Below are 25,336 nucleotides of genomic sequence, written 5' to 3'. Positions count from 1 at the left end.
GCCTGCTACCCGAGTTATCCATGCCCCTGCTCAGCACCCCGTTTGCCCAGCTTGACCTGCTTCGCCAACCCGACCAGCCCAACGAGCCGCTGCAGGCCTTCGATGCCGCCGACGAATACCTGCTCAACCACCTGCACGAGCAAGGGCTGACGAACGACGCGCGGATACTGGTGCTGAATGACAGCTTCGGCGCCCTGGCCATCAGCCTGGCGAGCCTGGCGCAGGTCACAAGCAGCGGCGACTCGCACCTCGGCCATCTGGGCTTGCAGGTCAACCTGCTGCGCAATCAGTTGCCGGCGGATGCCGTGAGGTTTGTCCCGGCCAGCGCAGTCGCTCAGGGGCCGTTTGATGTGGTGCTGATCCGCGTACCGAAAACCCTGGCACTGCTGGAAGAGCAACTGATCCGCCTGCACGGCCAGCTCGCCCCTGGCGCGCAGGTGATTGCCGCAGCGATGATCAAGCACCTGCCGCGCGCCGCCGGTGATCTGCTGGAAAAATATATCGGCCCGGTGCAAGCCTCGCTGGCGGTAAAAAAAGCCCGCTTGCTGTTTGCCACACCCGAGGCCAAAGCCGCGCCCGTATCGCCCTACCCGACGCGCTACAACCTGGAAAAACCAGCTATCGCGCTGCTCAACCACGCCAACGTGTTCTGCCGTGAAGACCTGGATATCGGCACCCGCGCCTTCCTCCCGCACTTACCCAAACACCTCAGCCGCATGCGTGTCGCAGACCTCGGTTGCGGCAACGGCGTGCTCGGTATTGCCTATGCGCTGGGCAGCCCGCAGGCCGAGCTGACGCTGGTGGATGAGTCGTATATGGCGGTGCAATCGGCCGAGGAAAACTGGCGTGCGGCGCTGGGCGAACGCCCGGTCGAAATTCGCGCCGGCGATGGCCTGGCCGAGCAGACGGAGGATTCGCTGGACCTGGTGCTGTGCAACCCGCCCTTTCACCAGCAACAGGTGGTCGGCGATTTCCTTGCCTGGCGCATGTTCCAGCAGGCCCGCGCGGCGCTGGTAACCGGCGGCGAACTGTGGATAGTCGGCAACCGCCACCTGGGCTACCACGCCAAGCTGAAACGGCTGTTCCGCGGCGTAGAACAGGTCGCGGCGACGCCGAAATTTGTGGTGCTTAAAGCGATCAAATAAACGCCGGACCGTAGGGTGGATCACGCTTCACCGATCCACCATGGCGTCGGCACGGTGGATGAAAAAGCGTCATCCACCCTACAAAAACGTCCACCTCTACGGCGTCCCCATCCCCGCTGCCTGCATAAACAGCCGCAGCAGATAGGACACCGCGCCCAGGGCCAGCACACTGCCAGCCCAGATCAGCACCAGCCAGCCGAGCCGCTGCCACAGCGGCTTTTTCTCATCAATGTCGTTCATCACTCGCACCTTAGTGATAGCCATCTTCTTCAGTCACCTTGCCGCGGAACACGTAATAGCTCCAGGCGGTGTACATCAGGATAAAGGGGATGATGAACAGCGCGCCGACCAGGATAAAGCCCTGGCTCTGCGGCGGCGCGGCGGCTTCCCAGATGCTGATCGACGGCGGGATGATATTCGGCCACAGGCTGATACCGAGGCCGCTGTAGCCGAGGAAGATCAGCGTCAGGGTCAGCAAAAACGGAGAGTAGTTGGCGTTGCGAGCCACCGCGCGCAGCAGCGCCCAGGTGCACAGCAGTACCAGCAACGGCACCGGCATAAACCAGAAGATATTCGGCATGCTGAACCAACGCTCGGCGATGTCGGCATGCGCCAGTGGCGTCCACAGGCTGACGATGCCGGTGACGCCGAGCAGGACGAACACCAGCGGCCGCGCCATGTCGTGCATCTGCAGTTGCAGGCGGCCTTCGGTCTTCATGATCAGCCAGGTGCAGCCGAGTAAGGCGTAAGCGGCAATCAGCGCCAGGCCGCAGAACAGCGAGAACGGCGTCAGCCAGTCCAGCGCGCCGCCGACATACACCCGGTCGACCACCTCGAAGCCATCGATATAAGCGCCCAACGCCACGCCCTGGAAGAAGGTCGCGGTCAGCGAGCCGCCGATAAACGCCTTGTCCCAGATATGCCGTTTGGCGGCTTTGGCCTTGAAGCGGAACTCGAAGGCCACACCACGAAAGATCAGCCCCAGCAGCATAAAGATCAGCGGCAGGTACAGCGCGCTGAGCACCACCGCGTAGGCCAGTGGAAAGGCGCCGAACAGCGCCGCGCCGCCGAGCACCAGCCAGGTTTCGTTGCCATCCCAGACCGGTGCCACGGTGTTCATCATCACATCGCGCTCGCCTTCGCTTTTGACGAAGGGAAAGAGGATGCCGATGCCCAGATCGAAGCCGTCCATAACCACGTACATCATCACCCCGAAGGCGATGATCACGGCCCAGATCAGCGAGAGATCAATGCCCATATTCAATTCCTCTCAGCCAGCGAATCGGTTTCGCCCTCTTCCAGGCCCTCTTCAGGCGCGGACAGCGGACGGGACGGCGTGCGTTTCTGGCCCGGGCCGCCTTCGGCGGTTTCCTTGCCTTCGTCGGTGATCGGGCCCTTGCGCACCAGGCGCATCATGTAGCTGATACCCGCGCCGAACAGGGCGAAATACACCACCACGAACAGAATCAGGGTCAGGCTCATCTGCGCAAAACTGTGCCCGGACGAGGCATCGGCGGTGCGCATCAGGCCGTGGATAATCCAGGGCTGACGACCGATTTCCGTGGTGTACCAGCCGGCGAGGATGGCGATGATCCCCGACGGGCCCATCCACACCGCCAGATGCAGGAACGGCCGACTCTGGAACAGCTTGCCGCGACTGCGTAGCCACAGCCCCCAGAGGCCAGTAAGGATCATCAGCATGCCCAGGCCGACCATGATCCGGAAGGTCCAGAACACGATGGTTGAGTTAGGCCGATCTTCCTTGGCGAACTCTTTGAGCGCCGGCACCTGCTTGTCCAGGCTGTGGGTCAGGATCAGGCTGCCAAGGGCGGGAATCTCGATCTTGAAGCGGGTTTCTTCGCGCTGCATATCCGGCCAGCCGAACAGGATCAGCGGGGTCGGCTCATCGCCGTGGTTTTCCCAGTGGCCCTCGATGGCGGCGATCTTCGCCGGCTGATACTTGAGGGTATTCAGACCATGGAAGTCGCCAATCACTGCCTGGATCGGCGCCACGAGCAACGCCATCCACATGGCCATCGACAGCATCTTGCGGATCGCCGGGTTGTCGCGACCGCGCAGCAGGTGCCAGGCCGCCGATGCGCCGACAAAGAACGCCGTGGCGAGGAACGCCGCCGTGGCCATATGCGCCAGGCGATAAGGGAACGAAGGGTTGAACACCACGGCGAACCAGTCCACCGGAATCACCCGGCCGTCGATGATCTCGAAGCCCTGCGGGGTGTGCATCCAGCTGTTGGAGGCGAGAATCCAGAAGGTCGAGATCAGTGTGCCGACCGCCACCATCACCGTGGAGAAGAAGTGCAGCCCAGGGCCGACGCGGTTCCAGCCGAACAGCATGACACCAAGAAAGCCCGCTTCGAGGAAGAACGCGGTGAGCACTTCATAGGTCAGCAACGGCCCGGTGACCGCCCCGGCAAAGTCGGAGAAAGCGCTCCAGTTGGTGCCGAACTGGTAAGCCATGACCAGGCCGGAGACCACGCCCATGCCGAAGTTGACCGCAAATATCTTCGCCCAGAAGTGGTACAGGTCGCGGTACACCTCCTCCCCGGTCTTCAGCCACAGCCCTTCGAGCACCGCCAGGTAACTGGCCAGGCCGATGGTGATGGCCGGAAAGATGATGTGAAAGGAGATGGTGAAAGCGAACTGGATTCGAGCAAGGTCGAGAGCCTCCAATCCAAACATGGCGTTTCCTCAGTCAGGTGATACGGGGCACGGCAACGGGCGCGCATGCCAGTCACGGGTATTCAGTCGGGGGATTATTGTTCTGGGTGAGGCAACTAGCGAGCAGGGCAAAAGCCCTCACAACCGCACGCCGAAGGTGTTGACGCGGGTCAATGCATGTACAGAGAGTAGCGTTTGCCGGGGCAAGTTCAGCTGTGGTCGATTGTCGCGCGACCGGCTGTCACAAGGGCTGGCGCCTTATAACAGCGCTTCAGGTCGATCCACATCGCGCAGTACGCCAGGATCATCTACAACGATGCCGTGGCAAGCGCCTGGATTGGCTTGCAGCAGCGCGCGCGCACCTTGATCACCGCGCAGGGTCTGCAGCTGCGGCCAGAAGCTGCGGCCAAACAGCACCGGATGGCCGCGCTGACCATCGTGCAGTGGGTAGACGATACGCTCGGCCGCTGCCTGACTGCACAGCCGCTGCAGGCTGTCGGCACTGATCCAGGGCATATCGCCGAGCAATACCGCGACAGCCTCGGCGTCGCGCCCAAGCAACACAGCTATGCCTGCAGCCAGCGTGTGGCCCATGCCCTGATCGGCCTCACTGCAACGGATACCCCGGCACGCCGCCGGCAGCCCTAGCGCCTGCGCATCGTCCTCGTCGCGCAGCAGCACATGCACCTCAGCGAACACCTGCAACGCCTGCTCGACGCTGGCGGCCAACAGGCTGCGCCCGTCCGGCAAACGGGCCAGGCGCTTGTCGCTGCCAAAGCGCGTGCCACGCCCGGCGGCGAGCATCAAGGCGAGCACCTTGGGCATGCTAGAGCGCATCCCGCGCCAGGCCGTTGCGCACCCGCAAAATATCGGCGAGTACCGCCAGGGCGATTTCCGCCGGGGTCTTGCTGCCCAGGTTCAGCCCGATTGGCGCGATAATCCGCGCCAGCGCAGCATCATCCAGGCCGCCAACCCGGCGCAGGCGCTCGAAGCGTTTGGCGCTGGTCAGTCGCGAGCCCATCACACCGATATAAAAGGCCTCGGTGCGGACCGCTTCGATCATCGCCAGATCGTCGATACGCGGGTCATGGGTCAGCGCCACCACCGCGGTGTCGGCATGGCAACCACCGAGGCGAATCACCTCGGACGGCAGCTCACGGCGGATTTCCACGCCCGGCAAATCGACGCCTTGCAGCACTTCTTCGCGCGGATCGCAGAGCACCACCTCAAAGCCCAACCCCTGAGCGAACTGCGCACAAACCTGCGCCACCGAGGAGTAACCCGCCAACAGCAAGCGCTGGGCCGCACCGACGCGCACACGCAGCAGATTCGGCTGACGTTCAACTCTTGGCCCCTGCGTGCTGTCGGCCAGCAAGCGGCGCTCACCGCTGGGCAGCGCCACTTCGCGGATCAGCCGGCGCTGGCCAGCCAAAGCGCTTTCCAGCTCACGCAGATGGGCTTGTACCGCGCAATCGGCCGGAAAATTTTCCACCAGCACTTCCAGCACGCCGCCGCAGGGCAGGCTGATCTGCGAGTGCGGGTCGCTGCCATCGCCATAACGCAGCAGATAAATCGGCTCGGGGAACGCACCGGCGGCCAGGCGTTCAAGAAACTCATCCTCAACGCAACCACCGGACAACGAGCCGATCCACTCGCCGCTTGTGGTGGCGGCCAGCAGCGAACCCGGCGCGCGCGGCGCCGAGCCGTAGGTGCTCAGCACCGTACACAGCCACACGCGCTGCCCCGCCGCCGACCATTGCAGCGCCTGGCGCACTACCAGCAGATCAAGGTGCTGCATCAGGCTTCACCCGGCCTCAATGGCCTTTCTCGCTGCGCAACTGGCTGACCTGTTGCGGGCTCAGCTCGGCCGCCTGGCCGCCCCAGGTCTGCCGCAGGTAATGCAGCAGGTCGCGCAGCTGCCCGTCATCCAGCTTGTCACTGAAGCCCGGCATTGGCTGCATGCGCTCGAAACCGGTGAACTGCTGCTCCTTGATGCCGTCATCGATCACCCGCAACAGATTGCGGGCCTCGTTCAGGCGCAGGGTGGTGTTGCCATCCATCGCCACGGCCACATGCGGCACGCCCTCGCCCGCCACGCCATGGCAACCGGCACACAGGTTGAGGTAGTGCTGGCGGCCCTGCTGGGCGCTGTCATCGAGCTGCTCGAAGGCCACCGCGCTGACCTTGCGTGGAGCCGGCGGCTGATCGCCAAGCAGGTAGGTGGCCATGGCCTGGTGGTCGTCCAGCGGCAGGTACTGGGTGCTGTGGTGCAGCACCGGGTACATCTCGTTGAACATCGAACCCTGGGCGCTGATGCCATGTTTGAGGAAGGTCGCCAGGTCGTCGGTGCTCCAGCCACGCTCGGCCAGATCCTCGGCAAGCAGGCTGGGCGCCTCGTAACCGAGCAGTACACCGCCCTGCAAACGCTGATCCTGCTGCAGCGCGCCGAGGGCATTGCGCGGTGTGTGGCACTCGCCGCAGTGGCCAAGCGCCTCGACCAGGTACTGGCCGCGCTGCCAGGTCTCGCTTTTGCCTTCGGCCGGCAGCATCTGCACGCGGTTCTTGTAGAGCATGTTCCAGAAGCTCAGGCCGAAACGCACATTGAACGGGAAGCTCAGGCTGGTTTGCGGGCTGGGTTTGGCGATCGGCTCCAGGCTCATCAGGTAGGCGTAGATGGCGTCGGAGTCTTCACGCTTGAGCAGGTGGTAAGAAGTGTAGGGCATCGCCGGATAGAGCTTGCTGCCGTCGCGGCGCTCACCTTCAGCCACCGCGCGGTAGAAGTCATCGGCGCTGTACTCGCCGATGCCGTACTGCTTGTCGGGAGTGATATTGGTGCCGTAGATGGTGCCGAACGGCGACTCCAGCGGCAGGCCGCCGGCGTATTCGGCGCCGCCCTCGACGCTGTGACAGGCCACACAGTCGGCGGCGCGCGCCAGGTACTTGCCGCGCTCGATCAGTTGCTTATCCGCCGCCTGCGCGGCCAACGGCAGCAACAGGGCGGCAGCGAGCAGAATGTTCTTCATGCTCAACCCTCCTTGACCAGACCGAGGGACTCCACCACATCGCGCGCGGCGTTGTAGTAGCGCACGTAGCCGGTGCAGCGACAGATGTGCTTGCCCAGGGCGTCTTCGATCTCGCCTTCCAGCTCGCTACGCTTGACCGGCTGACGCTGCAGTTTTTCCACCAGCACGGTGGCGGCGTTGACATAGCCCGGCGTGCAGTAGCTGCACTGGAAGGCAAACTGGTCGACGAACTTCTGCTGGATCGGGTTGAGCTGGCTGACCTCACCCTGGGCATCGCGCTTGGCGTGGCCTTCGATGGTGCGGATGCGCTTGCCGTCGAAGAAGTGTGCGCCGGTGATGCAGGTGCGGATTTCTTCGCTGGTGCCGTCGGGCTTGTCGAGGATCGCCACACAGGCGTGGCACACACCCTGGCCGCAGCCCAGGCGCGAACCGGTGAGGTTCAGGTATTCATGGAGAAAGTCGATCATCATCAGGTCGTCGGCCACTTCCATCGGGCCGACTGCCTGGCTGTTGATGATCATGCTGAGCAGGCGCTTAGCCATGGAGGGCCTCCTTGATGCGGGCCGGTGTCAGGGGAAGGTCGCGCAGGCGCTTGCCAGTGGCGTGGGCCACCGCGTTGACGATGGCGCCGACCACCGGAATCATCACCACCTCGGCGATGCCCTTGGCTGGGTCGCTGGGTGATAGGGGCGGCAGAATTTCCGCGCTTTGCGACCACACCGCGCAATCCTTGGCACGCGGCAGCTGGTAGCGGTTGAAGTTCCAGGTGCCGTCGCCGGGGCCGCCTTCGTACAGCGGCATTTCTTCCAGCAGCGCGTGGCCAATGCCCATGGCGATACCGCCTTCAAGCTGACCCAGCACCAGTTCTTCGACGATCACCCGGCCGCACTCGAGCCAGGAGTGATGGTTGATCACCCGCGCCTCACCGTTGCCCTTGTTGACCTTGACCTCGACCAGCGTGGCCACCGGGCTGTAGTAGGTGACCATGGCGTTGTTCAGCTGAGTGACCGGGTACTTGATGCTGACGCGGTCGAGCAGGTGGAAGCCATTGCGGCTCATCTGCGCTTTCTGCGCGGCGGTTGCACCGTCACCGTATTTCACCGCCAGGGCATCGAGTGGCACGCGCTCGCGCTGGCCGCTGATCTCGAACTCGCCCTCGGCCCAACTCCAGCGGTTGAAGCCGTGCACGCTAACGCCGGTTACCAGGCCCAGCTCGTGAGCCTTGTGCGCCAGCAGCTTGAAGGGAATCGGTGGCATGCCGTCGGCGGTCAGCTTGCCTTCGACCCAGTGCGCATTCTCGCGGCGCACCACATAAGGGTTGGCCAGGCCGCCGTGTTCGCCACGGCCCCAGATGGCCAGGGCCGCCGGCCACAAGCCATGGATAAACAGGATGCGCGCCGCCTCGCGGGTGGAGTGCCCGGTGTAGTAGGACGAGTTGGTCGCCGACGAAGGCGAGGCCAGCTTGCCAACCCAGCGCGGGTTGCGCAGCGCCGCGTCCTGCTCGGCCTGGCTGATCATGTAGGGGTTGCCGCTGGTGGTCAGGGCCAGCTCACTCCACTCGGTTTCGCCGGTCTTGATTTCATCGGCGGGCTGGCCGAGGTAATCGGCGACCAGCAGGGCCTGCGAAGTGGCCATGCCGGTGCCCATATCGATGGCGACCTGGCGCAGGCTGACGCGGCCGTCGGCGCTGAACTCCAGGCTGGCCATCGGCGCTTCGGAGCCGGTGCCGAAGTCCTTCTGGCAGATGGCGAAACCGACGCCATAAAGGTTGTCCGGGTCTTCGGCATCGAAGCGCTGCTTGCGCGCAACGCGGTTCTTCCAGATTTCGTGCTGCGCCGCCTTGTCGAGAATTTCGTCGAGGCGCAGGGCACCGGCCGGGATCGCGCCCTGGGTGTTCTTCATGCCGGACTGGAACACGTTCTTCTTACGCAGCTCGATGGCATCGAGGTTCAGCCGCTCGGCCACTTCGTCCACCATCATCTCGGTGGCGGCCATGGTCTGCAGGGTGCCGTAACCGCGCATCGAGCCGGCCTCCACACCGCGCGAGTAATAGGCGGTGGCCGCCAGGTCGCTGCGCGGCAGGTAGTAGATCGATTGCGCCGCCGTGGCGCCGACCGCCGCCACCGAGGAGCTGTAGTTGGCGCGACCGCCGCCATCGACATCCATGTGCGCGCGGAAGATCTGGAAGCTGTGGTCCTGCTTGTTCACCGCCAACTGGTAATGCATGTCGAAGGGGTGGCGCTTGATACCGCTCTGGAACTGCTCGTAGCGATCATTGGCCAGGCGCACCGGCACACCGCTGCCGTAGAGCGCGGCCAGAGCGGCGTAGAAGACGTGGATGTTGTTGTCCTTGGAGCCATAACCGACGGTGTAGCCGGGGTGCATGCTGAGTTTCTTCACGCCAAAGCGCGACGGCGCGAGCATATGCGCGGTCTGCTCGGCCACCTCAAACGGGCACTGGGTGGCGACCACAAAATGCAGGGTGCCGCTGGCCACGTCGAACCAGCCGTTGCCGTTGTCGGCTTCCAGCGCGGCCGGCTCGATGGACTGGGTGGTGAAGCGCTCATCGAACACCAGCCAGTCGTCCGGCGGGGTCTGCAGCTGGTTGAGCATCTGTTCGGCGTGATACAGGCCCTGCTGAGTCAGGTCGCCACTGACCTTGCCTTCGCCCCAGGCCGGTTTACGGTTGTGGATCAGCGGGAACAGCATGCTGTCCTTGAGGCTGGAGAAGGTGTCGGGCTCGAACGGCGTGCTGCCGCCGACGCGCACGAAACGGAAACTGCCGTAAGGGTCGCTCTGGAACGCCGGCGCTTGCTCGCCGTAGCGGATCACCTTGTCGTTGAACTTGAGGATGTTCTTGGCCTGACGATAGCGCTCGAAGTCATGCCAGATCAGCAGCGCCACCGGGTGGCCGATAAACATCGGCACCTGGCCTTCGGGCAGCAGCGGGTCGAGGTTGTGGCCATCCGGGAAGGCGATACCGTCCTTGGCCAGATCGCTGGCGGTGACCACTCGCTGCGGCTGCAACTCGGCCGGCAGCACCGACAGATCGAAGCCCTGGTACAGCTGCTCGGTGCGCGTGGCCTTGAGCAACAGCGCATGGCCTTGCTGCTGCGGCCAGCCGGGCATGTCCTTGGCGCGAATGTCGCGGGCAAATACCTTGGCCCCGCAAGCTTTGGACACCCCATCGATGCGCGCCACGGCTTTGCCGCTGGCGTTGTACCAGGGCTGCGGCATGCGCGTGACGCGCTCTTCGAACAAGGCCGCAAACGCCTTGCTGCCCAACGGGGCGAAGCTGATGCCGATACCGGCGATGACGCTGCCTTGCAGAAAGGCGCGGCGGGATAACTCAGGAGTGGACATGTCCGTTCCTCGGGGCCAGAGCAGCCTGGCCGTTTGCTTGAACAAGAGAGTGACAGGCGCACCGCTTACCAGGACGGAGCAGAATCAGCGTAGACGACAGATTTATTGACCTGAAAGTCAAATTCTACCCAAGTCATTGCCACAACAGAATAAAAACCTGCCTTTAAAGTCAGATAAGTTTGCCGCCGCGCCTCTAACGCGGGCTTCAGCATGCCACCCACCCGGCCGCATGCTAGGCTGCGTCTCCCGCCAGCCGTGCGAGTTGTTTCGGCCATGTCTCAGCTTTTACGTCACCAGCGCCCATTTCTGGCCTTCTGGTTCGCCCGGGTATTTACCGCCAGCGGCTTCCAGATGATTACCGTGGCGATTGGCTGGCAGATGTATGCGCTGACCGGCAACGTGCTGGATCTCGGCCTGGTCGGGCTGATCGAGTTTCTGCCAAAAATTCTGTTTATCCTGCTCACCGGACATGTCGCCGACCGCTTCGACCGACGCAAGGTGGCCGCGCTCTGCCAGGGCGCGCAGGGGCTTATTGCTCTGTGCCTGCTGCTGGGTAGCAGCGCTGGCGGCATCAGCCGCGAGATGATCTTCCTGATTGCCTTTCTGCTCGGCACCGCCCGCGCCTTCGAGATGCCCACCACCCAGGCGCTGCTACCGAATATCGTGCCGCCCGGGCTGTTCCCCGCTGCCGTGGCCGCGTCGGCCTCGGCCATGCAGGCCGCCACCATTATCGCACCGGCGCTGGGCGGCTTGCTCTATGCGTTCGGCACACAGTGGGTCTATGGCCCGGCAGTGCTGCTGTATGGCTGCGCCCTGAGCCTGATGCTGAGCCTGCCGGCGCGCCAGCTGCCGCTGAAACAGAAGGTCTCGCTGGACTCGCTACTCGCCGGCTTTCGCTTTATCCGCAGCCGCCCTGCCGTATTCGGCGCAGTGTCGATGGACATGCTGGCGGTGTTGCTCAGCGGCGCCACCGCGCTGCTGCCGGTGTTTGCCAAGGACATCCTGCTCACCGGGCCCTGGGGCCTCGGCCTGCTGCGCTCGGCACCAGCGGTCGGCGCGATGCTGATGTCGCTGTGGTTGGCGCGCTTTCCTATCGAGCGACGGGTCGGCCCGGTAATGTTCAGCTCGGTGGCGATCTTCGGGGTGGCGACCATCGGCTTCGGCCTGTCCACCTCACTCTGGTTCAGCCTGGCGGCGCTGGTGGTGCTGGGCGCGGCTGACATGATCAGCATGGTGATACGTGGCGCCTTCGTACAGCTGCAAACCCCGGACGAGATGCGCGGCCGCGTCGGCGCGGTCAACGGCCTGTTTATCGGCGCATCCAATCAGCTGGGGGACTTCCGCGCCGGGGTCAGCGCAGCCTGGTTCGGCACGGTGCCGGCGGTGCTGATCGGCGGCGTGGGCGCGATCCTGGTCACCGGGCTGTGGATACGCCTGTTCCCCGAACTGGCCAAGCGCGATCATCTGCACCCGCAAGGCCCTGAGCGAAGCAACAACTAGCTGACCAACATGGCCTCGGCGACCTGCTTGCGCACGGCTTTGCCACACAGCTGCTCGACCAGGGTCAGGGCAAACGCCAGGGCGGTGCCAGGGCCCTGGCTGGTGATGCAGTTGCCATCGACCACCACCGGCTGATCGACAAACACGCAACCGCTCAGACGATCACTGAAGGCCGGGTAGCAGGTCATGCGCCGCTGCTTGAGCACGCCGTATTGCTGCAGGGCCAGCGCGGGCGCCGCGCAAATGGCGGCAAACAGCTTGCCGGCCTTGGCCTGCTCGCGCACCCGCTCGGCCAGCGGCTCGTGCTCGGCCAGGTGCTGGGCACCGGGCATGCCGCCGGGCAACACGATCAGGTCGAAGGGCTGGGCCAGCACGTCTACCAGCATGGTGTCGGCCGTCAGGCGCGTGCCACGGGCGCAGGTGATCATCCGCCGGCTTTCGATACTGGCCACCACCACCTCAACCTCGGCACGCCGCAGTACATCAATCAGGGTCACGCATTCGAGGTCTTCAACACCATCGGCAACGCTGATAAGGGCCCGTGCAGTCATCGTTTCGCTCCTTGTTCTGGTCGTGCATAAACTGTCCAAGCGGTCATAAATTCACCCGTTCCGGACGAGCTGATATGATGCGCGCCTTTTTCCAGATCGCCAGTAAAAACATGCACCCACGCGTGGATGTGCTTTGCTTTCGGTTTGCATAAACACGGCAAAAAAGCCGTTACGGGGAGTTCCGCATGCTGGAAAGACTGTTCCAACTCAAAGCCCATAACACCACGGTGCGCACCGAAATGCTCGCCGGGCTGACCACCTTTCTGACCATGGCCTATATCCTCTTCGTCAACCCGGAGATGCTGGCCAAGACCGGCATGGACCATGGCGCGGTCTTCGTCGCCACCTGCCTGGCCGCCGCCATCGGCTCGCTGATCATGGGCCTGTGGGCCAACTACCCGATTGCCCTGGCGCCAGGCATGGGCCTCAACGCCTTCTTCACCTACACCGTGGTGATGACCATGGGCCACACCTGGCAAGTGGCGCTGGGTGCGGTGTTCCTCTCCGGGGTGATCTTCTTTCTGCTGTCGATCTTCAAGATCCGCGAGTGGATCATCAACAGCATTCCGCTGGCCCTGCGCGCCGGCATCGCTGCCGGTATCGGCCTGTTCCTGGCGATTATCGCCCTGAAAAACGCCGGTATCGTGGTCGACCACCCAGCCACCCTGGTGACCCTCGGCGACATGACCCAAGGCGGCGCCCTGCTGGCCTGCCTGGGCTTCTTCGTGATCGCCGCACTGGCGCAGCGCCGGGTGACCGGCGCGGTGATGATCGGCATCCTGCTGATCACCGCCCTGTCCATTCTGTTCGGCCTGTCAAAGCTGGATGGCGTGGTGTCCATGCCGCCTTCGGTGATGCCAACCCTGATGCAACTGGACATCATGGGCGCGCTGGATATCGGCCTGGTCAGCGTGATTTTCGCCTTCCTCTTCGTTGACCTGTTCGACACCTCCGGCACCCTGGTCGGCGTGGCGCAGAAAGCCAACCTGCTGGACAAGGACGGCAAGATGCCCAAGCTCGGCCGCGCCCTGCTGGCAGACAGCACCGCGACCATGGCCGGCGCGGCGCTGGGCACCTCGACCACCACCAGCTATATCGAATCCGCCGCTGGCATCAGCGCCGGCGGGCGCACCGGCCTGACCGCCTGCGTGGTGGCCGCGCTGTTCCTCCTGGCGCTGTTCTTCGCCCCACTGGCCGGCGCCGTACCGGCCTACGCCACCGCACCGGCGCTGCTGTTTGTTGCCGTGCTGATGATGAGCAGCCTGGCGCAGATCGACTGGGACGACCTCACCGTTGCCGCCCCAGTGGTAGTTGCCGCCCTGGCCATGCCGCTGACCTTCTCGATTGCCAATGGCATCGCCTTCGGCTTTATCGCCTGGACCCTGATCAAGCTGCTGGCCGGCCGCTGGCGCGAGCTCAACCCGGCGCTGGTGGTGCTCTCGGTGCTGTTTGCGATCAAACTGGCGTACTTCGCCTGATGAACTAGCGGGTGAGCCATCGCTCACCCGTCTCCAATTTGAAAAGAGTCCCGCATGAGCCGTTCCCAGTTCGATCCCGCCAACTACGCCGCCCAGCTTGCCGAGAAGCAGCAGCGCCTGATCGAGCTGTTGGCGCCGTTCAATGCCCCTGCCCCCGAAGTATTCGAATCGCCGCGCGAGCACTATCGCCTGCGCGCCGAATTCCGCCTGTGGCGTGAAGGTGAGGACCGCCACTACGCGATGTTCGAGGCCGGCGATAACCTCAACCCGATCTTCTTCGAAGATTTCCCCATCGCCAGCGCGCAGATCAATGCGCTGATGCCACGCCTGAAGGCCTCCTGGCAAGCCAGCAGTGCCCTGAGCTTCAAGCTGTTCCAGGTCGAGTTTCTTACCACCCTGGCCGGCGACGGGCTGATCACCCTGTGCTATCACCGCCCACTGGATGCCGCCTGGCAGGCTGAAGCCGAGAAGCTTGCGGCCTATTTGCAGGTGAGCATCATTGGCCGCTCCAAGGGCAAGCGCATCGTCATCGGCAAGGACTATGTCGAGGAGAAGCTGCAGGTCGCCGGACGCACCTTCAGCTATCGCCAGCCGGAGGGTGCGTTCACTCAGCCCAACGGCGAGGTGAACCAGAAGATGCTCGCCTGGGCCTATGACGCGCTCGGCGAACGCCAGGATGATCTGCTCGAGTTGTACTGCGGCAACGGCAACTTCACCCTGCCGCTGGCCACCCGCGTGCGCAAGGTGCTGGCCACCGAGATCAGCAAGTCCTCGGTCAACGCCGCCCTGGCCAACCTGACCGACAACGGCGTGGACAACGTCAGCCTGGTGCGCCTATCTGCCGAAGAGCTGACCGAAGCGCTGAATGAAGTGCGGCCGTTCCGCCGCCTGGCTGGCATCGACCTGAAAAGCTACGACTTCGGCTGCGTATTCGTCGACCCGCCGCGCGCCGGCATGGACCCGGACACCTGCGAGTTGACCCGGCGCTTCGAGCGCATCCTGTATATCTCCTGCAACCCGGAAACCCTGGCCGCCAACATCGCCCAGCTCAGCGACACCCATAAAGTGACGCGCTGCGCGCTGTTCGACCAGTTCCCCTACACCCACCATATGGAGTCGGGTGTGCTGCTGGAACGCCGCTGAGGTTAGAGGCGCTGCACCCCACGCAGCGCCCAGAAGCACAGCCCCACCGAGACCACTTCCAGCAGCAGCGCGTAGAGATTGAAGGTCTGCTGCGCGCCGCCATCCAGCCACAGTCCACCAATCCGCGCCAACGCTAGAGCGCTGTAGAGCAGCACCAGCAGGGTCAGCGCGGCGCGAGTCAGATCCAGCCGACTCAGCGACAGGCCGATAAACGCCGCCAGGCCCAGTTGCAGACCGCCGTAGAAGGCCCGCATATCAGTGGCCGCCGCCGGCGACATCAGCAGCATGCCGCTGAGATTGGCCATCTCATGGGGGCGAACAAAATAGGCCAGCCCCAGCCCCGCCAATGCCAACAGTTGAATCACCAGTACTACGCGTGCAAACAACATGGACAGCATCCTTTTCTTGGAATTCGAGAGCCCAGAAATCGAGCACGCAGCATAAGCCCCCGCCGCGCCTTTCGGAAATCGACGGTGGTTAGCCACGGCCGCCGGGCGCTATGCTCAGCCTTTCACCTGCCAGGAGTTACCCGATGCGCCAGCTGCTTGTTCTCGCCGGGCTGTTTGTCAGCAGCCTGAGTTTTGCCGCCGAACCCTTGACCATCGACGTACACCGCGATGCCAACTGCGGCTGCTGCAAGGCCTGGATCAGCCACCTGCAGGACAACGGCTTTAACGTGGTCGACCATGTCGAGGCCGATATGAGCGCGGTCAAACAGCGCCTGGGCGTACCGCCGCGCCTGTCGTCATGCCATACCGGAGTGATCAACGGCCAGTTTGTCGAAGGCCATGTACCGGCGGCCGACATCCTCAAAATGCGCAAACAACCCGACCTGCTCGGCGCGGCCGTGCCCGGTATGCCAGCTGGCTCACCGGGCATGGAATACGGCAATGTGCGCGACGCCTATCAAGTCATCGGCCTGGATAAGCAAGGCGCAGAGCGGGTGATCAGCGAATACCCCACTATTGAATAAGTGACGACTGCACTGGCGCAGCTCACGCCAGCGGACGACACTCAAGCTCGGCATACACACAGGACGATAGCGATGCGCTGGAAACGCGGAAGACGCAGTGACAACGTGGTGGATGCGCGCGGCAGCGGCTCACGCATGGGCGGCGGCAAGGGCCTGACCCTCGGTGGCGTGGCCATCGTGGTGATCGTCGGCCTGCTCAGCGGCCAGGACCCGATGCAGATCCTCGGCCAGCTGGCTGGGCAAGCCATGCAGGGCGGCTCGGTCAGCGCGCCGCAAAGCTCCACGCCGGCAAGCAATGACGAGCAATCAGAATTCGTTCGCGCCGTGCTCGGCGATACCGAGGACACCTGGCGGGAAATATTCCAGGGCGCCAACCGGCAGTACAAAGACCCGACCCTGGTGCTGTTTCGCGGCGGGGTGAACTCAGCCTGCGGCTTCGCCAACTCGGCGGTTGGGCCGTTCTATTGCCCAGGCGATCAGCGGGTGTATATCGACCTGGCGTTCTTCCGTGAGCTGGAGCAACGCTTTGGCGCGGCCGGCGACTTTGCCCAGGCCTATGTGATTGCCCATGAAGTCGGCCACCACGTGCAGACCCTGCTCGGCGTCTCGGCCAAGGTCAATGCCGCCCGCCAGCGCGGCGAGCGGGTGGAAGGCGCCACTGGTCTACTGGTGCGCCAGGAGCTGCAAGCCGACTGCCTGGCAGGCGTATGGGCCTTCCACGGCCAACGCCGGCATGACTGGCTGGAGCCAGGGGATATCGAGGAAGCGCTGAACGCCGCCAACGCCATTGGCGATGACCGTTTGCAGAAGCAGGCCCGCGGCCAGGTAGTGCCGGACTCCTTCACCCACGGCACCTCGGAGCAACGCGTGCGCTGGTTCAAGACCGGTTTCGACGGCGGCGATGTCGGCCGTTGCGATACCTTTAAGGCCACACGGCTGTAACCCTAAGCACGACCCGTAGGGTGGATGTCGCCTCACCCATCCACCAGGGCGCCTCCTGATGGTGGATGAAAAAAGCGTCGGCTACGCGCCCCAATCCACCCTACAGCTGAACGCTGGCAGACCTGGATAACGGACATAAAAAATGCCGCTTACCTGATCAGGTAAGCGGCATTTTTCTTAGCAGCGCTCTGGCCTATTGCGCCCAAGGTGGCGGCGGCTCTTCGCCCTTGGGCTCGTCTTCGGCATTCAGCAGCGCCTGACGGCGCGCCTCGTCGGCCAGGGCGGCCTTGATTTCACGCATCACCGCGTCGATATCGGCTTCTTCTTCCGGGTCATCGAATTCACCGGTCAGCGGGCTTTCCGGGGTCAGCTCACCGGCCTCGTACAGCGCCCACATTTCCTTGGCGTACTTGGTGAACTTCAACTCCGGGGCGAACTGGCCAAAGTACGCAGACATATTGCCGACATCACGTTCCAGCATCTTGAACGCATGGTTGTTGCCGGCAGCGTCCACCGCCTGCGGCAGGTCGATGATCACCGGGCCATCTGGATCAAGCAGTACGTTGAATTCCGACAGGTCGCCATGCACCAGGCCGGCGCAGAGCATCTTCACCACTTCATGAATCATAAAGGCGTGAAATTCACGGGCATCATCCGGGTGCAGGTCGACATCATTGAGACGCGGCGCAGCATCGCCCTCGCCATCATCGACCAGCTCCATCAGCAGCACGCCTTCAAGGAAGTCATACGGCTTAGGCACCCGCACCCCGGCGTTGGCCAGGCGGAACAAGGCGGCAACTTCGGCATTCTGCCAGGCATCTTCCTGGCCCTTGCGACCGTACTTCGAGCCTTTGGCCATGGCCCGGGCATCGCGGCTGTTGCGCACCTTGCGGCCTTCCTGGTACTCGGCGGCCTGACGGAAGCTGCGTTTGTTGGCTTCTTTATAAACCTTGGCGACGCGCAGTTCTTCGCCGCAGCGCACCACATAGACCGCGGCTTCTTTACCGCTCATCAGCGGGCGTATCACTTCATCGACCAGCCCGGCTTCGACCAGGGGCTCAATACGTTTTGGCGTCTTCATCAGCTTTAATCAGGGGTCCTGTGTTGCCCAAGTCGTATCTGCCGCCCGTTATACGGCAATCTTTACGCAGCGCCCACCCTCCTGTCAGCACGGCCCCTATTGTGGGGTATTACGCGCGCCTGCCTAGCGTGGCAAAAACCGCTCAAGCACGCCGACTGGCGGTACTTTATGGACAGATAAACCAAGCAAACCAGGCGTTACAAGCAAGCGCCCGATGCAACCAAAAGGGATTAAGCACTGTCCCATAGGCTACATAATTGCCAGTCGCACATGCATTAACGCACTGGACCTGACTTTACCCCGCGAAGGCGCTTTGCCTGAGCCAGCAGTGATTGGGGGAGATAACCATGAAACGCGCCCAATCTGGCACCAGCAGCATGACCCAGAACCCTGCCCTCTACCCGCGCGACGCACTGGACAGCCTAGCCGCCCAGCGCCATGCCCACCCTGAGCGCTGCAACGGCATCAGCGCGCCGTGCATTGCTTCCAGCTATGTCGCCACCACCACGCCGGCGCGTTATATCAGCCGCCTGTGTACTCAGTTCGCCCACAAGCTGCCGGTCAGTTTCGATGAGCACCACGGCCGCATCGAATTCGCCTTCGGCCTTTCGCATCTGCATGCCGACCGAACCGGCCTGCATATCACCGCCTTGAGTCATAACCCGCAAGACCTGGACAAGCTCAAGCACCTGATCGCCGCACATTTCGAGCGTTTTGCCTGGCAGGCGGAGCTGAGCCTCGACTGGCAATAGCAGTCAGGGTGCCAGCAGATGCTGGCGCAGCGCCTCGATGGCATAGCGCACCTTGGCCGGTTGCGCATCGCGGCGCGGCGTCACCAGGTAGATACCAAATGGCGGCATACGCCAGTGCGGCAACAACTCGCGCAGGCTGCCATTGGCCAACTCCTCGCGCACTTCCTGCTCCGGCTGCAGCGACACGCCCATGCCCGCCAAGGTGAAATGGCGCACGGCGAGGATGTTGTTGCAACCCACCCGGCTTTCCACTCGCAGCTTCTCCACCTGGGCATGCGGCCCGTGCAGCTCCAGCACATTGAACGCGCTCTCGACATGCAGAATCAGCCAGTCCAGGCCGATCAAATCCTGCGGCTGATTGATTGGCGGCTTGCGCAGCAGGTAGGCCGGCGCAGCGCACAGCAGCATGCGCGTATCACCGATATGCCGAGCCACCAGGCTGGAATCCTCCAGATGGCCGACGCGAATGGCCAGATCGATGCGCTGCTCGACCAGATCGACCTGCTCATCATGGAAAAACAGCTTGAGGCTCAGGCCACTGTGCGCCTGTAACAGCGGCGCCAGCGCCGCGCTGAGCCGTCGCCCAGAAAACCCCACGGGCGCGGCAATGCGCAGCTCGCCCACCGGCGCATCGCGCAACTCGGCCAGGCGCTGCTCGGCCTGCTGCGCCAGCGCCAGCACCTGGGCGCAGCTCTGGTAGAAGGTCGCGCCCGCCTCGGTCAGGGTCAGCTTGCGCGTGGTGCGATGCAGCAGGCTGACCTGGGTACTGTCTTCCAGTTTGCGAATCTGCTGGCTGACCGCCGAGGCGGTCATGCCGAGCACCTCGGCCGCCGCCACCATGGAACCACGGTCGACCACGGTGGCGAACACCGCCATGCGCTTTAACTGCTCCATTCGTAAGCCCTGCTTAATAGTTAAAGCCTTTTTAGCCTATTTTTCTGAGCTTTACCCAGCTGCGATTATCTCTCGCACTTAATCCCACCTGGAGACACCCATGAAACTCGCTCTGATCGGCGCCAGCGGCTTTGTTGGCGCAGCTGTTCTGCAAGAAGCCCTGGGCCGTGGCCATCAGGTCAGCGGCATTGTCCGTGATCCGGCGAAACTGCCGCAGCACCCGGCGCTTAACGCCGTGGCTGGCGATGCCTACAACACCGAGGCATTGGCCGCGCAACTCAAGGGCCATGACGCAGTGATCCACGCCTTCAACCCGGGTTGGGGCACTGCGGATATTCGCGAGCGTTTTATCCAGGGCAGCCAGGCGATCATCGCCGCCACTAAACAGGCCGGCGTGCCGCGCCTGCTGGTGGTCGGCGGCGCGGGCAGCCTGTATGTCGCCCCGGGCCTGCAGCTGATCGACACCCCAGACTTCCCCGCCGAATACAAGGAAGGCGCCGAAGGCGCGCGGCAGGCCCTCAACCTGCTGAAGACTGAAAGCGCGTTGGCCTGGAGCTTTATCTCGCCACCCGCGCTGTTGCAGCCGGGCGCGCGCAGCGGTCAGTTCCGCATTGGCGGCGAGCAGCTGCTGATGAATAGCGATGCCCCGGCGCAAATCTCGGTGGCTGACCTGGCCGTGGCCATCATCGATGAGCTGGAGCGCCCGCAACACCTGCGCCAGCGCTTTACCGTCGGCTACTAAACCGCACATTAATGAGGAGAACCCCATGCAACTGAACGCCAGCGCCTATGTCGCTACAGACACACCGGCCCGCTATATCAGCCGGCTGTGCAAACACTTCGCCCACAAGATCCCAGTGAGCTTCGATGAGCAGCAGGGGCGTATCGAGTTCGATAGCGGCCTGGCCCTGCTGCAGGCCGAGGCAGAGGGTTTGCGCCTGAGCGTGCAAAGCGCCAGCAATGAAGGCCTGGAAAGCCTGAAGAAGGTAGTCACCAGCCACTTCGAACGCGTTGCCTGGCAGGCCGAGCTAAGCCTCGACTGGCAGTGATCAATCCGCTGGCAGGGTCAGCTCGATGCTTTCCCCCAGCGATTCATCCAGGCGCTGCAGCTCGGCGTGAATCGCCGCTGAATCGTCGGCCAGGCGCTGGGCGATGTTGGCGAAGTCATCGGCGGCTTCTATAAAGGCCAGCACCACCGAGGGGTCGAAGCGTGTGCCGCTGGCTGCGTTGATCTGTTTGAACGCTTCGGCGTGGCTACAGGACGGCCGGTACAGGTGGTGACTGGTCAGCTCTTCATAGGTGCCGACCAGCGCCATCAGCCTGGCCGTCAGCGGAATCTGCTCGCCCCGCAAACCCTGCGGATACCCACTGCCGTCCCAGCACTCATGCTGGCTGTAGACGATATCGCGGGCGTCGCGGAGAAAATCGGTGACGTTGCCTAGCTTGGCTTCAGCGGCCAGCAAGGCATCACGCCCGGCTTCGGTGTGGCGGTGCAGCAGTTGCAGGTCCTCGCCCTGCAGCTGCTGGTTCGGATTGAGCAGTATGCGATCCGGCAGCACCAGTTTGCCGATGCCATGCAGCAGTGCCGACTTGCCCAGCTGAGTGATGCGTTCGCGGTTCAACTCATCGACCAGCGCCGGCTGCTGATGGGCCAGCGCCGTGGCCAGGGTGGTCATATAGGGTTCGATACGCGCCAGGTGCTTGCCGCAAGGGTTGTCGCGCATGGCTGCAAGGCTGGCCATGGCCTCGATGGTGACCTCTTGCAGGCGCTGCATATCGCGGGTGCGGCGGCGTACTTCCAGCTCCAGGTACTCACTCTTGTCGCGCAAAAAATCCGCGCTGGCCTTGAGCTGCAAATGCGCGTGTACGCGGGCGAGCACCAAGGGCGGGCTGATCGGTTTGGTGATGTAGTCCACCGCGCCGAGGTCAAAGCCGTGCTGCTCGTCAGCCACCTCGGTCTTGGCGGTGAGAAACACCACCGGAATATCCGCCGTGGCCGGGTTTAGCTTGAGCAGGCGGCAGACTTCGTAACCGTCCATCTCCGGCATCATGATGTCGAGCAGGATCAGGTCCGGCTGCTGGCTGCCGGCCGCGATGCGCAACGCCTTGACGCCACTGCTGGCGACCTTGACCCGGTAGCTGCCGAGCAGCAGCCCGCTCATCAGTTCAAGGTTTTCCGGGGTATCGTCCACCACCAGCACCAAGGCCTGATCCGGCCGGTCGAGTATGTTGTCCATCACCACTCCCCACTCATAGTGTCAGTTGCCGTTGCCCGGCTGCGGCCTGCAGCAGCGCCAGCGCCTGCTCGAAGTCAAACCCACGCACCGCTGCAGCCAGCGCCGCGTATTCACTAGTAAAGGCGCTGCGCAGCAGTTCGGCCTGCTCATCGAAGAGTTTTCCGGCACGCGGGTCGTCCTCGGCGAACAGCCGCTGCAGCTGCCGGCACAGTTGCAGCAACTGCTCGGTATCCACCGCCTGCAATTCGTGCGGCGGCGCGGCAGGAAATTGTGCGTTGATCGCCGTCACCAGGGCTTCCAGGCTCTGCTGCAACTCGGCCAGCAGGCCATCCAGCTCATCGTGGCGAGCATCCTTGATCGCACTCTCCAGAGTCGCCGCCTGGGCCGCCAAATCTGTCGCCCCGAGGTTACCGGCCAAGCCCTTGAGGCTATGGGCCAGACGCTCGGCGCTTTCCTGCTGATTGGCCGCCAGCGCGGCGCGCAGCTGCGCGGGGAAATCCCCCTGACTGGCGACAAACTTACCGAGCAGGCGCTGGTACAGCTCGCGCTTACCCAGCACCCGGCGCAGGCCGCTGTCGATATCCACCCCCGGCAGCTGCCAGTCCACGGCCGCCTCGGCTACGCGAGGCGACTCAGCCAGCGACTCGGCCTGGATCGGCATCCAGCGCGACAGGGTGTGCCACAGCTCGTTCGGCTCAATCGGTTTGCCCAGGTGATCATTCATCCCCGCCGCCAGGCAGCGCTCGCGGTCGGCGGGCATGGCATTGGCGGTCATGGCGACGATTGGCAGCTCAGCAAAGCGCGGCTCGCGGCGGATTGCTTCGGTAGTCGCGATGCCGTCCAGCACCGGCATCTGCATATCCATCAGCACCAGGGCGTAATAGCCGTCGGCATGACTGCGCAGCAGCTCCAGAGCGATACCGCCGTGCTCGGCCTGATCGATCTGCAAACCGCTTTCCTGCAGCAGGCCGCAGGCCACTTCGCGGTTCAGCTCATTGTCTTCCACCAGCAGCACGCGCAATGAGCTGAAATTGGGAATCTGCTCACCCGCCGGCAAGCGCGCAAACCCCTGCTCCGGCCCCGCGCCAGCCAGGCAGCGGATCAGCGCATCGAACAGCAGCGAAGGGTTGAGCGGCTTGAGCAACACGTCCTCAACACCGACCTTCTCCGCCCCCAACAGCACCTCCTCACGGCAATGGGCGGTGACCATCAACAGGTGCGGCGGTGGTTGCAGGTTGAGTTCACGCACCCGACGCAGGGTTTCGATGCCATCCATGCCGGGCATCTGCCAGTCGACCAGCAGCACCTCGAACGGCTCACGCTGCAGACTGGCCTGTTGCACCTGCTGCAAAGCGGCCAGGCCCGAGGCCACGGCGTCGACGCGAAAGCTCATGCTTTCCAGTATGTCGTGCAGCACCTGGCGCGCGCTGTCGTTGTCATCCACCACCAGCACCTTGCGCCCACGCAGATCTGCCTGCGGCAGCAGCCGTTGGGTTTGCTCGCGGGCAATGCCCAGCGGCACCCGGCACCAGAACAGACTGCCCTGCCCCGGCTGACTTTCGACCCCGACACTGCCGCCCATGGCCTCGGCCAGACTCTTGCAGATGGCCAGCCCAAGGCCCGTACCGCCGTATTTGCGTGTGGTCGAGGTATCGGCCTGCTGGAAGGACTCGAACAACCGGCCCATCTGCTCCGGCGTCAGGCCGATGCCGGTGTCGCGCACACCGAGGTACAGCAGCACCTGCTCGGCGTCGCGCTGCTCGACACGCAGGATCACCTCGACCTCGCCCTGCTCGGTGAACTTCACCGCATTGTTGGCGTAGTTGATCAGGATCTGCCCGAGGCGCAGCGGGTCGCCGACCAGTTGCTGCGGCAGCTGCGGGTCGAGGTTAAACACCAGCTCCAGGCCCTTGGCCGCAACCTTGTCGCCGATCAGGTTGGCGAGGTTTTCCAGCACCTGCTGCAGGCCGAAATCGATGCGCTCGATGGTCAACTTACCGGCCTCGATCTTCGAGAAGTCGAGGATGTCGTTGATGATCCCCAGCAGGTGTTGGCCGGATTGCTGAATCTTGCCCAGGTAATCACGCTGGCGCGGGCTCAGCTCGGTTTTCAGCGCCAAGTGCGACATGCCGATGATCGCATTCATCGGTGTGCGGATTTCGTGGCTCATATTGGCGAGAAAGTCCGATTTCAGCCGCGCCGCCTCTTCGGCCAGTTCCTTGGCTTCGGCCATGGCCTGCTCCGCCTGCTTGCGCGCAGTGATGTCACGGCTGATGCCCACCAGGCCGAGCAACTGGCCCTGCTCGTCATAGAAGGTGGTGCGCAACGTATCGAAGATCACTCGCCGGCCATCCGGGTAGAGCGAGTAGCCCTCGCTTTCAAACGGCTGCGCCTGGCTTCTGGCGATGCGGTCATGCTCGGCGCGCGAGGCAGCCCAGGCCGGATCGAGCAGCGCTTCGTCACGCCGGCCCTGCACCGCCTCGCTGGGCCGGCCGAACAGCGTGGCGCAGGCCTGATTGATGCCGACATAACGGCCGTCGACATCCTTGAACCAGATCGGATCGGGAATCGCGTTGATCAACGCCAGCAAGGTGCTGCGCTGGCGGCTGGCTTCAGCCTCGGCGCGTTGACGCTCGGCGATCTGCACAGCCAGGCGGCGGTTCCATACCAGCACGAAAATCACCAGTACCAGCAGGCCAAGCAGATAAGGCCAGCCCACGGCCAGCAGGCGCCGCCAGTTGAACACGGTCAGCGGCGGCAGCCAGCGCTCCTTGATCGCTTCCTGCTCGGTATCGCTCAGGTCACTCATGGCCAGGTTGAGCAGGCCGACCAGCTGTGGCCAGTCCTGGCGCACGGCAAAACGAAACTCGCTGGCGGACAAGCCGGTTTCGCCGCGCAGTTCCAGGTTGGTCAGGTTCAACTCGCGGATCAGGTAGCTGGCCACGATCATGTCGCCGACATAGGCATCGGCGCGCCCGGACGACACCGCGCGCAGCGCCGCCTCGGTGTCGCCGACTTCAAGCAATTGCACGCCCTCGACCTGCTCACGCAGCGCCTGCTGCAACGCATAACCGCGCTCGATGGCCACACGTTTGCCGGCCAGGTCACGCAGGCGCTGCACCGTCAGCTCGCTGCGGGTAAAGATCAGGCTGCTGCTGGTCAGATAAGGTTCGCTGAAGGCCATAAAGGCTTCGCGCTCGGCGGTCTTGGCCACCGAGGGCAGCAGGTCGACCTGGCCACTGCGCAGGGCTTGCAGCGCGCCCTCCCAGTCGTCCATCAGCACCGGCTCAAAACGCAGGCCCAGGCGTTGGCCGAGCAGCGCCAGGTAGTCGCCACTGATGCCACGATGCTGACCGTGTTTGTCCAGCACATCAAAGGGTGGCCAGCCGCTGCGCTCGAGGCCCACCCGGATCACCCCGTGCTCGGCGATCCAGGCGCGCTGCTGTTGGTTCAGCGACAGCGCCGCCACTACCGAGGTGGGCAGCAGGCAAAACAGCAACAGGCAGCAGAGGCGCGACATGGCGGCATCCTTGCGGGCAATCAGGTGTTCTTCAGCTTAGAACCTACGCGGGGAC

Annotated in this window: 23 protein-coding genes; 9 read left to right on the top strand and 14 right to left on the bottom strand. The window is 63.7% G+C overall.

Annotated elements, in window-relative coordinates; translation table 11 throughout:
• Positions 1 to 20: 20 nt before the first annotated feature.
• On the top strand, positions 21 to 1,145 hold the full coding sequence (locus P3C18_RS04315) for a class I SAM-dependent methyltransferase (RefSeq protein WP_275960634.1): 1,125 nt from the start codon (positions 21 to 23) through the stop codon (positions 1,143 to 1,145).
• A 96-nt stretch (positions 1,146 to 1,241) separates the two neighbouring features.
• On the opposite strand, the gene P3C18_RS04310 is transcribed toward P3C18_RS04315, so the two are convergent.
• From P3C18_RS04310 to P3C18_RS04275, 8 genes are all read right to left on the bottom strand, one after another.
• Positions 1,242 to 1,385, bottom strand: coding sequence for a DUF2474 domain-containing protein (locus P3C18_RS04310; RefSeq protein ID WP_275960633.1), 144 nt, complete (start codon positions 1,383 to 1,385; stop codon positions 1,242 to 1,244).
• Between the two features lie 10 nt (positions 1,386 to 1,395).
• The gene (gene cydB / locus P3C18_RS04305) at positions 1,396 to 2,403 is read right to left on the bottom strand and encodes a cytochrome d ubiquinol oxidase subunit II (RefSeq protein WP_275960631.1); all 1,008 of its coding nucleotides are present in this window, start codon (positions 2,401 to 2,403) and stop codon (positions 1,396 to 1,398) included.
• A 2-nt stretch (positions 2,404 to 2,405) separates the two neighbouring features.
• The gene (locus tag P3C18_RS04300; protein ID WP_275960630.1) at positions 2,406 to 3,845 is read right to left on the bottom strand and encodes a cytochrome ubiquinol oxidase subunit I; all 1,440 of its coding nucleotides are present in this window, start codon (positions 3,843 to 3,845) and stop codon (positions 2,406 to 2,408) included.
• A gap of 237 nt (positions 3,846 to 4,082) precedes the next feature.
• On the bottom strand, positions 4,083 to 4,649 hold the full coding sequence (locus tag P3C18_RS04295) for a nucleotidyltransferase family protein (protein WP_275960629.1): 567 nt from the start codon (positions 4,647 to 4,649) through the stop codon (positions 4,083 to 4,085).
• A gap of 1 nt (position 4,650) precedes the next feature.
• Complete coding sequence (locus P3C18_RS04290) at positions 4,651 to 5,622, bottom strand: XdhC family protein (RefSeq protein ID WP_275960628.1); 972 nt, start codon at positions 5,620 to 5,622, stop codon at positions 4,651 to 4,653.
• A 16-nt stretch (positions 5,623 to 5,638) separates the two neighbouring features.
• Complete coding sequence (locus P3C18_RS04285; protein WP_275960627.1) at positions 5,639 to 6,847, bottom strand: cytochrome c; 1,209 nt, start codon at positions 6,845 to 6,847, stop codon at positions 5,639 to 5,641.
• 2 nt (positions 6,848 to 6,849) lie between these two features.
• Positions 6,850 to 7,389: a (2Fe-2S)-binding protein gene (locus P3C18_RS04280; RefSeq protein WP_275960626.1), complete on the bottom strand. Its 540-nt coding sequence runs from the start codon at positions 7,387 to 7,389 to the stop codon at positions 6,850 to 6,852.
• On the bottom strand, positions 7,382 to 10,210 hold the full coding sequence (locus tag P3C18_RS04275) for a xanthine dehydrogenase family protein molybdopterin-binding subunit (protein WP_275960625.1): 2,829 nt from the start codon (positions 10,208 to 10,210) through the stop codon (positions 7,382 to 7,384). The genes P3C18_RS04280 and P3C18_RS04275 overlap by 8 nt, the downstream gene beginning before the upstream one ends.
• A 273-nt stretch (positions 10,211 to 10,483) precedes the next feature.
• On the opposite strand from P3C18_RS04275, the gene P3C18_RS04270 reads away from it, so the two are divergent.
• A complete protein-coding gene (locus tag P3C18_RS04270; RefSeq protein ID WP_275960624.1) occupies positions 10,484 to 11,710 on the top strand; it encodes an MFS transporter in 1,227 nt (408 codons plus the stop codon).
• Here P3C18_RS04270 and P3C18_RS04265 read toward each other — a convergent pair.
• Entirely contained in the window at positions 11,707 to 12,261 is a 555-nt protein-coding gene (locus P3C18_RS04265) for a DJ-1 family glyoxalase III (protein ID WP_257776980.1), read from the bottom strand. The genes P3C18_RS04270 and P3C18_RS04265 overlap by 4 nt on opposite strands.
• A gap of 185 nt (positions 12,262 to 12,446) precedes the next feature.
• Here P3C18_RS04265 and P3C18_RS04260 point away from each other — a divergent pair, with 185 nt between their 5' ends.
• Positions 12,447 to 13,739, top strand: coding sequence for an NCS2 family permease (locus P3C18_RS04260; RefSeq protein ID WP_275960622.1), 1,293 nt, complete (start codon positions 12,447 to 12,449; stop codon positions 13,737 to 13,739).
• 54 nt (positions 13,740 to 13,793) lie between these two features.
• Positions 13,794 to 14,882 carry a tRNA (uridine(54)-C5)-methyltransferase TrmA gene (gene trmA, locus P3C18_RS04255; RefSeq protein WP_275960621.1) on the top strand — a complete coding sequence of 363 codons (1,089 nt, stop codon included), beginning with the start codon at positions 13,794 to 13,796 and terminating at the stop codon, positions 14,880 to 14,882.
• A gap of 2 nt (positions 14,883 to 14,884) precedes the next feature.
• Here the strand turns inward: trmA and P3C18_RS04250 are convergent, their stop codons facing one another.
• On the bottom strand, positions 14,885 to 15,271 hold the full coding sequence (locus tag P3C18_RS04250) for a DUF4345 domain-containing protein (RefSeq protein ID WP_275960620.1): 387 nt from the start codon (positions 15,269 to 15,271) through the stop codon (positions 14,885 to 14,887).
• Between the two features lie 143 nt (positions 15,272 to 15,414).
• On the opposite strand from P3C18_RS04250, the gene P3C18_RS04245 reads away from it, so the two are divergent.
• Both P3C18_RS04245 and P3C18_RS04240 read left to right on the top strand, forming a co-directional pair.
• Entirely contained in the window at positions 15,415 to 15,855 is a 441-nt protein-coding gene (locus tag P3C18_RS04245; RefSeq protein WP_275960619.1) for a DUF411 domain-containing protein, read from the top strand.
• Between the two features lie 72 nt (positions 15,856 to 15,927).
• Positions 15,928 to 16,797: a neutral zinc metallopeptidase gene (locus P3C18_RS04240; protein ID WP_275960618.1), complete on the top strand. Its 870-nt coding sequence runs from the start codon at positions 15,928 to 15,930 to the stop codon at positions 16,795 to 16,797.
• Positions 16,798 to 16,990: 193 nt separating this feature from the next.
• On the opposite strand, the gene P3C18_RS04235 is transcribed toward P3C18_RS04240, so the two are convergent.
• Positions 16,991 to 17,878 (bottom strand): PA4780 family RIO1-like protein kinase, encoded by an 888-nt coding sequence (locus P3C18_RS04235; protein WP_275960617.1) that lies wholly within the window; start codon positions 17,876 to 17,878, stop codon positions 16,991 to 16,993.
• Between the two features lie 347 nt (positions 17,879 to 18,225).
• Here P3C18_RS04235 and P3C18_RS04230 point away from each other — a divergent pair, with 347 nt between their 5' ends.
• Positions 18,226 to 18,630, top strand: coding sequence for a DUF2218 domain-containing protein (locus P3C18_RS04230; RefSeq protein WP_346015620.1), 405 nt, complete (start codon positions 18,226 to 18,228; stop codon positions 18,628 to 18,630).
• 3 nt (positions 18,631 to 18,633) lie between these two features.
• On the opposite strand, the gene P3C18_RS04225 is transcribed toward P3C18_RS04230, so the two are convergent.
• Complete coding sequence (locus tag P3C18_RS04225; protein WP_275960616.1) at positions 18,634 to 19,524, bottom strand: LysR family transcriptional regulator; 891 nt, start codon at positions 19,522 to 19,524, stop codon at positions 18,634 to 18,636.
• A 100-nt stretch (positions 19,525 to 19,624) separates the two neighbouring features.
• On the opposite strand from P3C18_RS04225, the gene P3C18_RS04220 reads away from it, so the two are divergent.
• A complete protein-coding gene (locus tag P3C18_RS04220) occupies positions 19,625 to 20,266 on the top strand; it encodes an NAD(P)-dependent oxidoreductase (protein ID WP_275960614.1) in 642 nt (213 codons plus the stop codon).
• A gap of 25 nt (positions 20,267 to 20,291) precedes the next feature.
• Complete coding sequence (locus tag P3C18_RS04215) at positions 20,292 to 20,573, top strand: DUF2218 domain-containing protein (protein WP_275960613.1); 282 nt, start codon at positions 20,292 to 20,294, stop codon at positions 20,571 to 20,573.
• On the opposite strand, the gene P3C18_RS04210 is transcribed toward P3C18_RS04215, so the two are convergent.
• Positions 20,574 to 21,761, bottom strand: coding sequence for an HD domain-containing phosphohydrolase (locus P3C18_RS04210; protein ID WP_275960612.1), 1,188 nt, complete (start codon positions 21,759 to 21,761; stop codon positions 20,574 to 20,576).
• Between the two features lie 13 nt (positions 21,762 to 21,774).
• Positions 21,775 to 25,281 carry a response regulator gene (locus P3C18_RS04205; RefSeq protein ID WP_275960611.1) on the bottom strand — a complete coding sequence of 1,169 codons (3,507 nt, stop codon included), beginning with the start codon at positions 25,279 to 25,281 and terminating at the stop codon, positions 21,775 to 21,777.
• Positions 25,282 to 25,336 lie beyond the last annotated feature (55 nt).

This window comes from Pseudomonas sp. 1928-m (assembly GCF_029269135.1).
Classification (GTDB): Bacteria; Pseudomonadota; Gammaproteobacteria; order Pseudomonadales; family Pseudomonadaceae; genus Aquipseudomonas.
This window is presented reverse-complemented; position numbering and strand designations above follow the sequence as displayed.

Coding starts and splice junctions, on each gene's coding strand:
- P3C18_RS04315 (WP_275960634.1), top strand. CDS start 21: ATGCCCCTGCTCAGCACCCCGTTTGCCCAGCTTGACCTGCTTCGCCAA.
- P3C18_RS04310 (WP_275960633.1), bottom strand. CDS start 1,385: ATGAACGACATTGATGAGAAAAAGCCGCTGTGGCAGCGGCTCGGCTGG.
- cydB (WP_275960631.1), bottom strand. CDS start 2,403: ATGGGCATTGATCTCTCGCTGATCTGGGCCGTGATCATCGCCTTCGGG.
- P3C18_RS04300 (WP_275960630.1), bottom strand. CDS start 3,845: ATGTTTGGATTGGAGGCTCTCGACCTTGCTCGAATCCAGTTCGCTTTC.
- P3C18_RS04295 (WP_275960629.1), bottom strand. CDS start 4,649: ATGCCCAAGGTGCTCGCCTTGATGCTCGCCGCCGGGCGTGGCACGCGC.
- P3C18_RS04290 (WP_275960628.1), bottom strand. CDS start 5,622: ATGCAGCACCTTGATCTGCTGGTAGTGCGCCAGGCGCTGCAATGGTCG.
- P3C18_RS04285 (WP_275960627.1), bottom strand. CDS start 6,847: ATGAAGAACATTCTGCTCGCTGCCGCCCTGTTGCTGCCGTTGGCCGCG.
- P3C18_RS04280 (WP_275960626.1), bottom strand. CDS start 7,389: ATGGCTAAGCGCCTGCTCAGCATGATCATCAACAGCCAGGCAGTCGGC.
- P3C18_RS04275 (WP_275960625.1), bottom strand. CDS start 10,210: ATGTCCACTCCTGAGTTATCCCGCCGCGCCTTTCTGCAAGGCAGCGTC.
- P3C18_RS04270 (WP_275960624.1), top strand. CDS start 10,484: ATGTCTCAGCTTTTACGTCACCAGCGCCCATTTCTGGCCTTCTGGTTC.
- P3C18_RS04265 (WP_257776980.1), bottom strand. CDS start 12,261: ATGACTGCACGGGCCCTTATCAGCGTTGCCGATGGTGTTGAAGACCTC.
- P3C18_RS04260 (WP_275960622.1), top strand. CDS start 12,447: ATGCTGGAAAGACTGTTCCAACTCAAAGCCCATAACACCACGGTGCGC.
- trmA (WP_275960621.1), top strand. CDS start 13,794: ATGAGCCGTTCCCAGTTCGATCCCGCCAACTACGCCGCCCAGCTTGCC.
- P3C18_RS04250 (WP_275960620.1), bottom strand. CDS start 15,271: ATGTTGTTTGCACGCGTAGTACTGGTGATTCAACTGTTGGCATTGGCG.
- P3C18_RS04245 (WP_275960619.1), top strand. CDS start 15,415: ATGCGCCAGCTGCTTGTTCTCGCCGGGCTGTTTGTCAGCAGCCTGAGT.
- P3C18_RS04240 (WP_275960618.1), top strand. CDS start 15,928: ATGCGCTGGAAACGCGGAAGACGCAGTGACAACGTGGTGGATGCGCGC.
- P3C18_RS04235 (WP_275960617.1), bottom strand. CDS start 17,878: ATGAAGACGCCAAAACGTATTGAGCCCCTGGTCGAAGCCGGGCTGGTC.
- P3C18_RS04230 (WP_346015620.1), top strand. CDS start 18,226: ATGAAACGCGCCCAATCTGGCACCAGCAGCATGACCCAGAACCCTGCC.
- P3C18_RS04225 (WP_275960616.1), bottom strand. CDS start 19,524: ATGGAGCAGTTAAAGCGCATGGCGGTGTTCGCCACCGTGGTCGACCGT.
- P3C18_RS04220 (WP_275960614.1), top strand. CDS start 19,625: ATGAAACTCGCTCTGATCGGCGCCAGCGGCTTTGTTGGCGCAGCTGTT.
- P3C18_RS04215 (WP_275960613.1), top strand. CDS start 20,292: ATGCAACTGAACGCCAGCGCCTATGTCGCTACAGACACACCGGCCCGC.
- P3C18_RS04210 (WP_275960612.1), bottom strand. CDS start 21,761: ATGGACAACATACTCGACCGGCCGGATCAGGCCTTGGTGCTGGTGGTG.
- P3C18_RS04205 (WP_275960611.1), bottom strand. CDS start 25,281: ATGTCGCGCCTCTGCTGCCTGTTGCTGTTTTGCCTGCTGCCCACCTCG.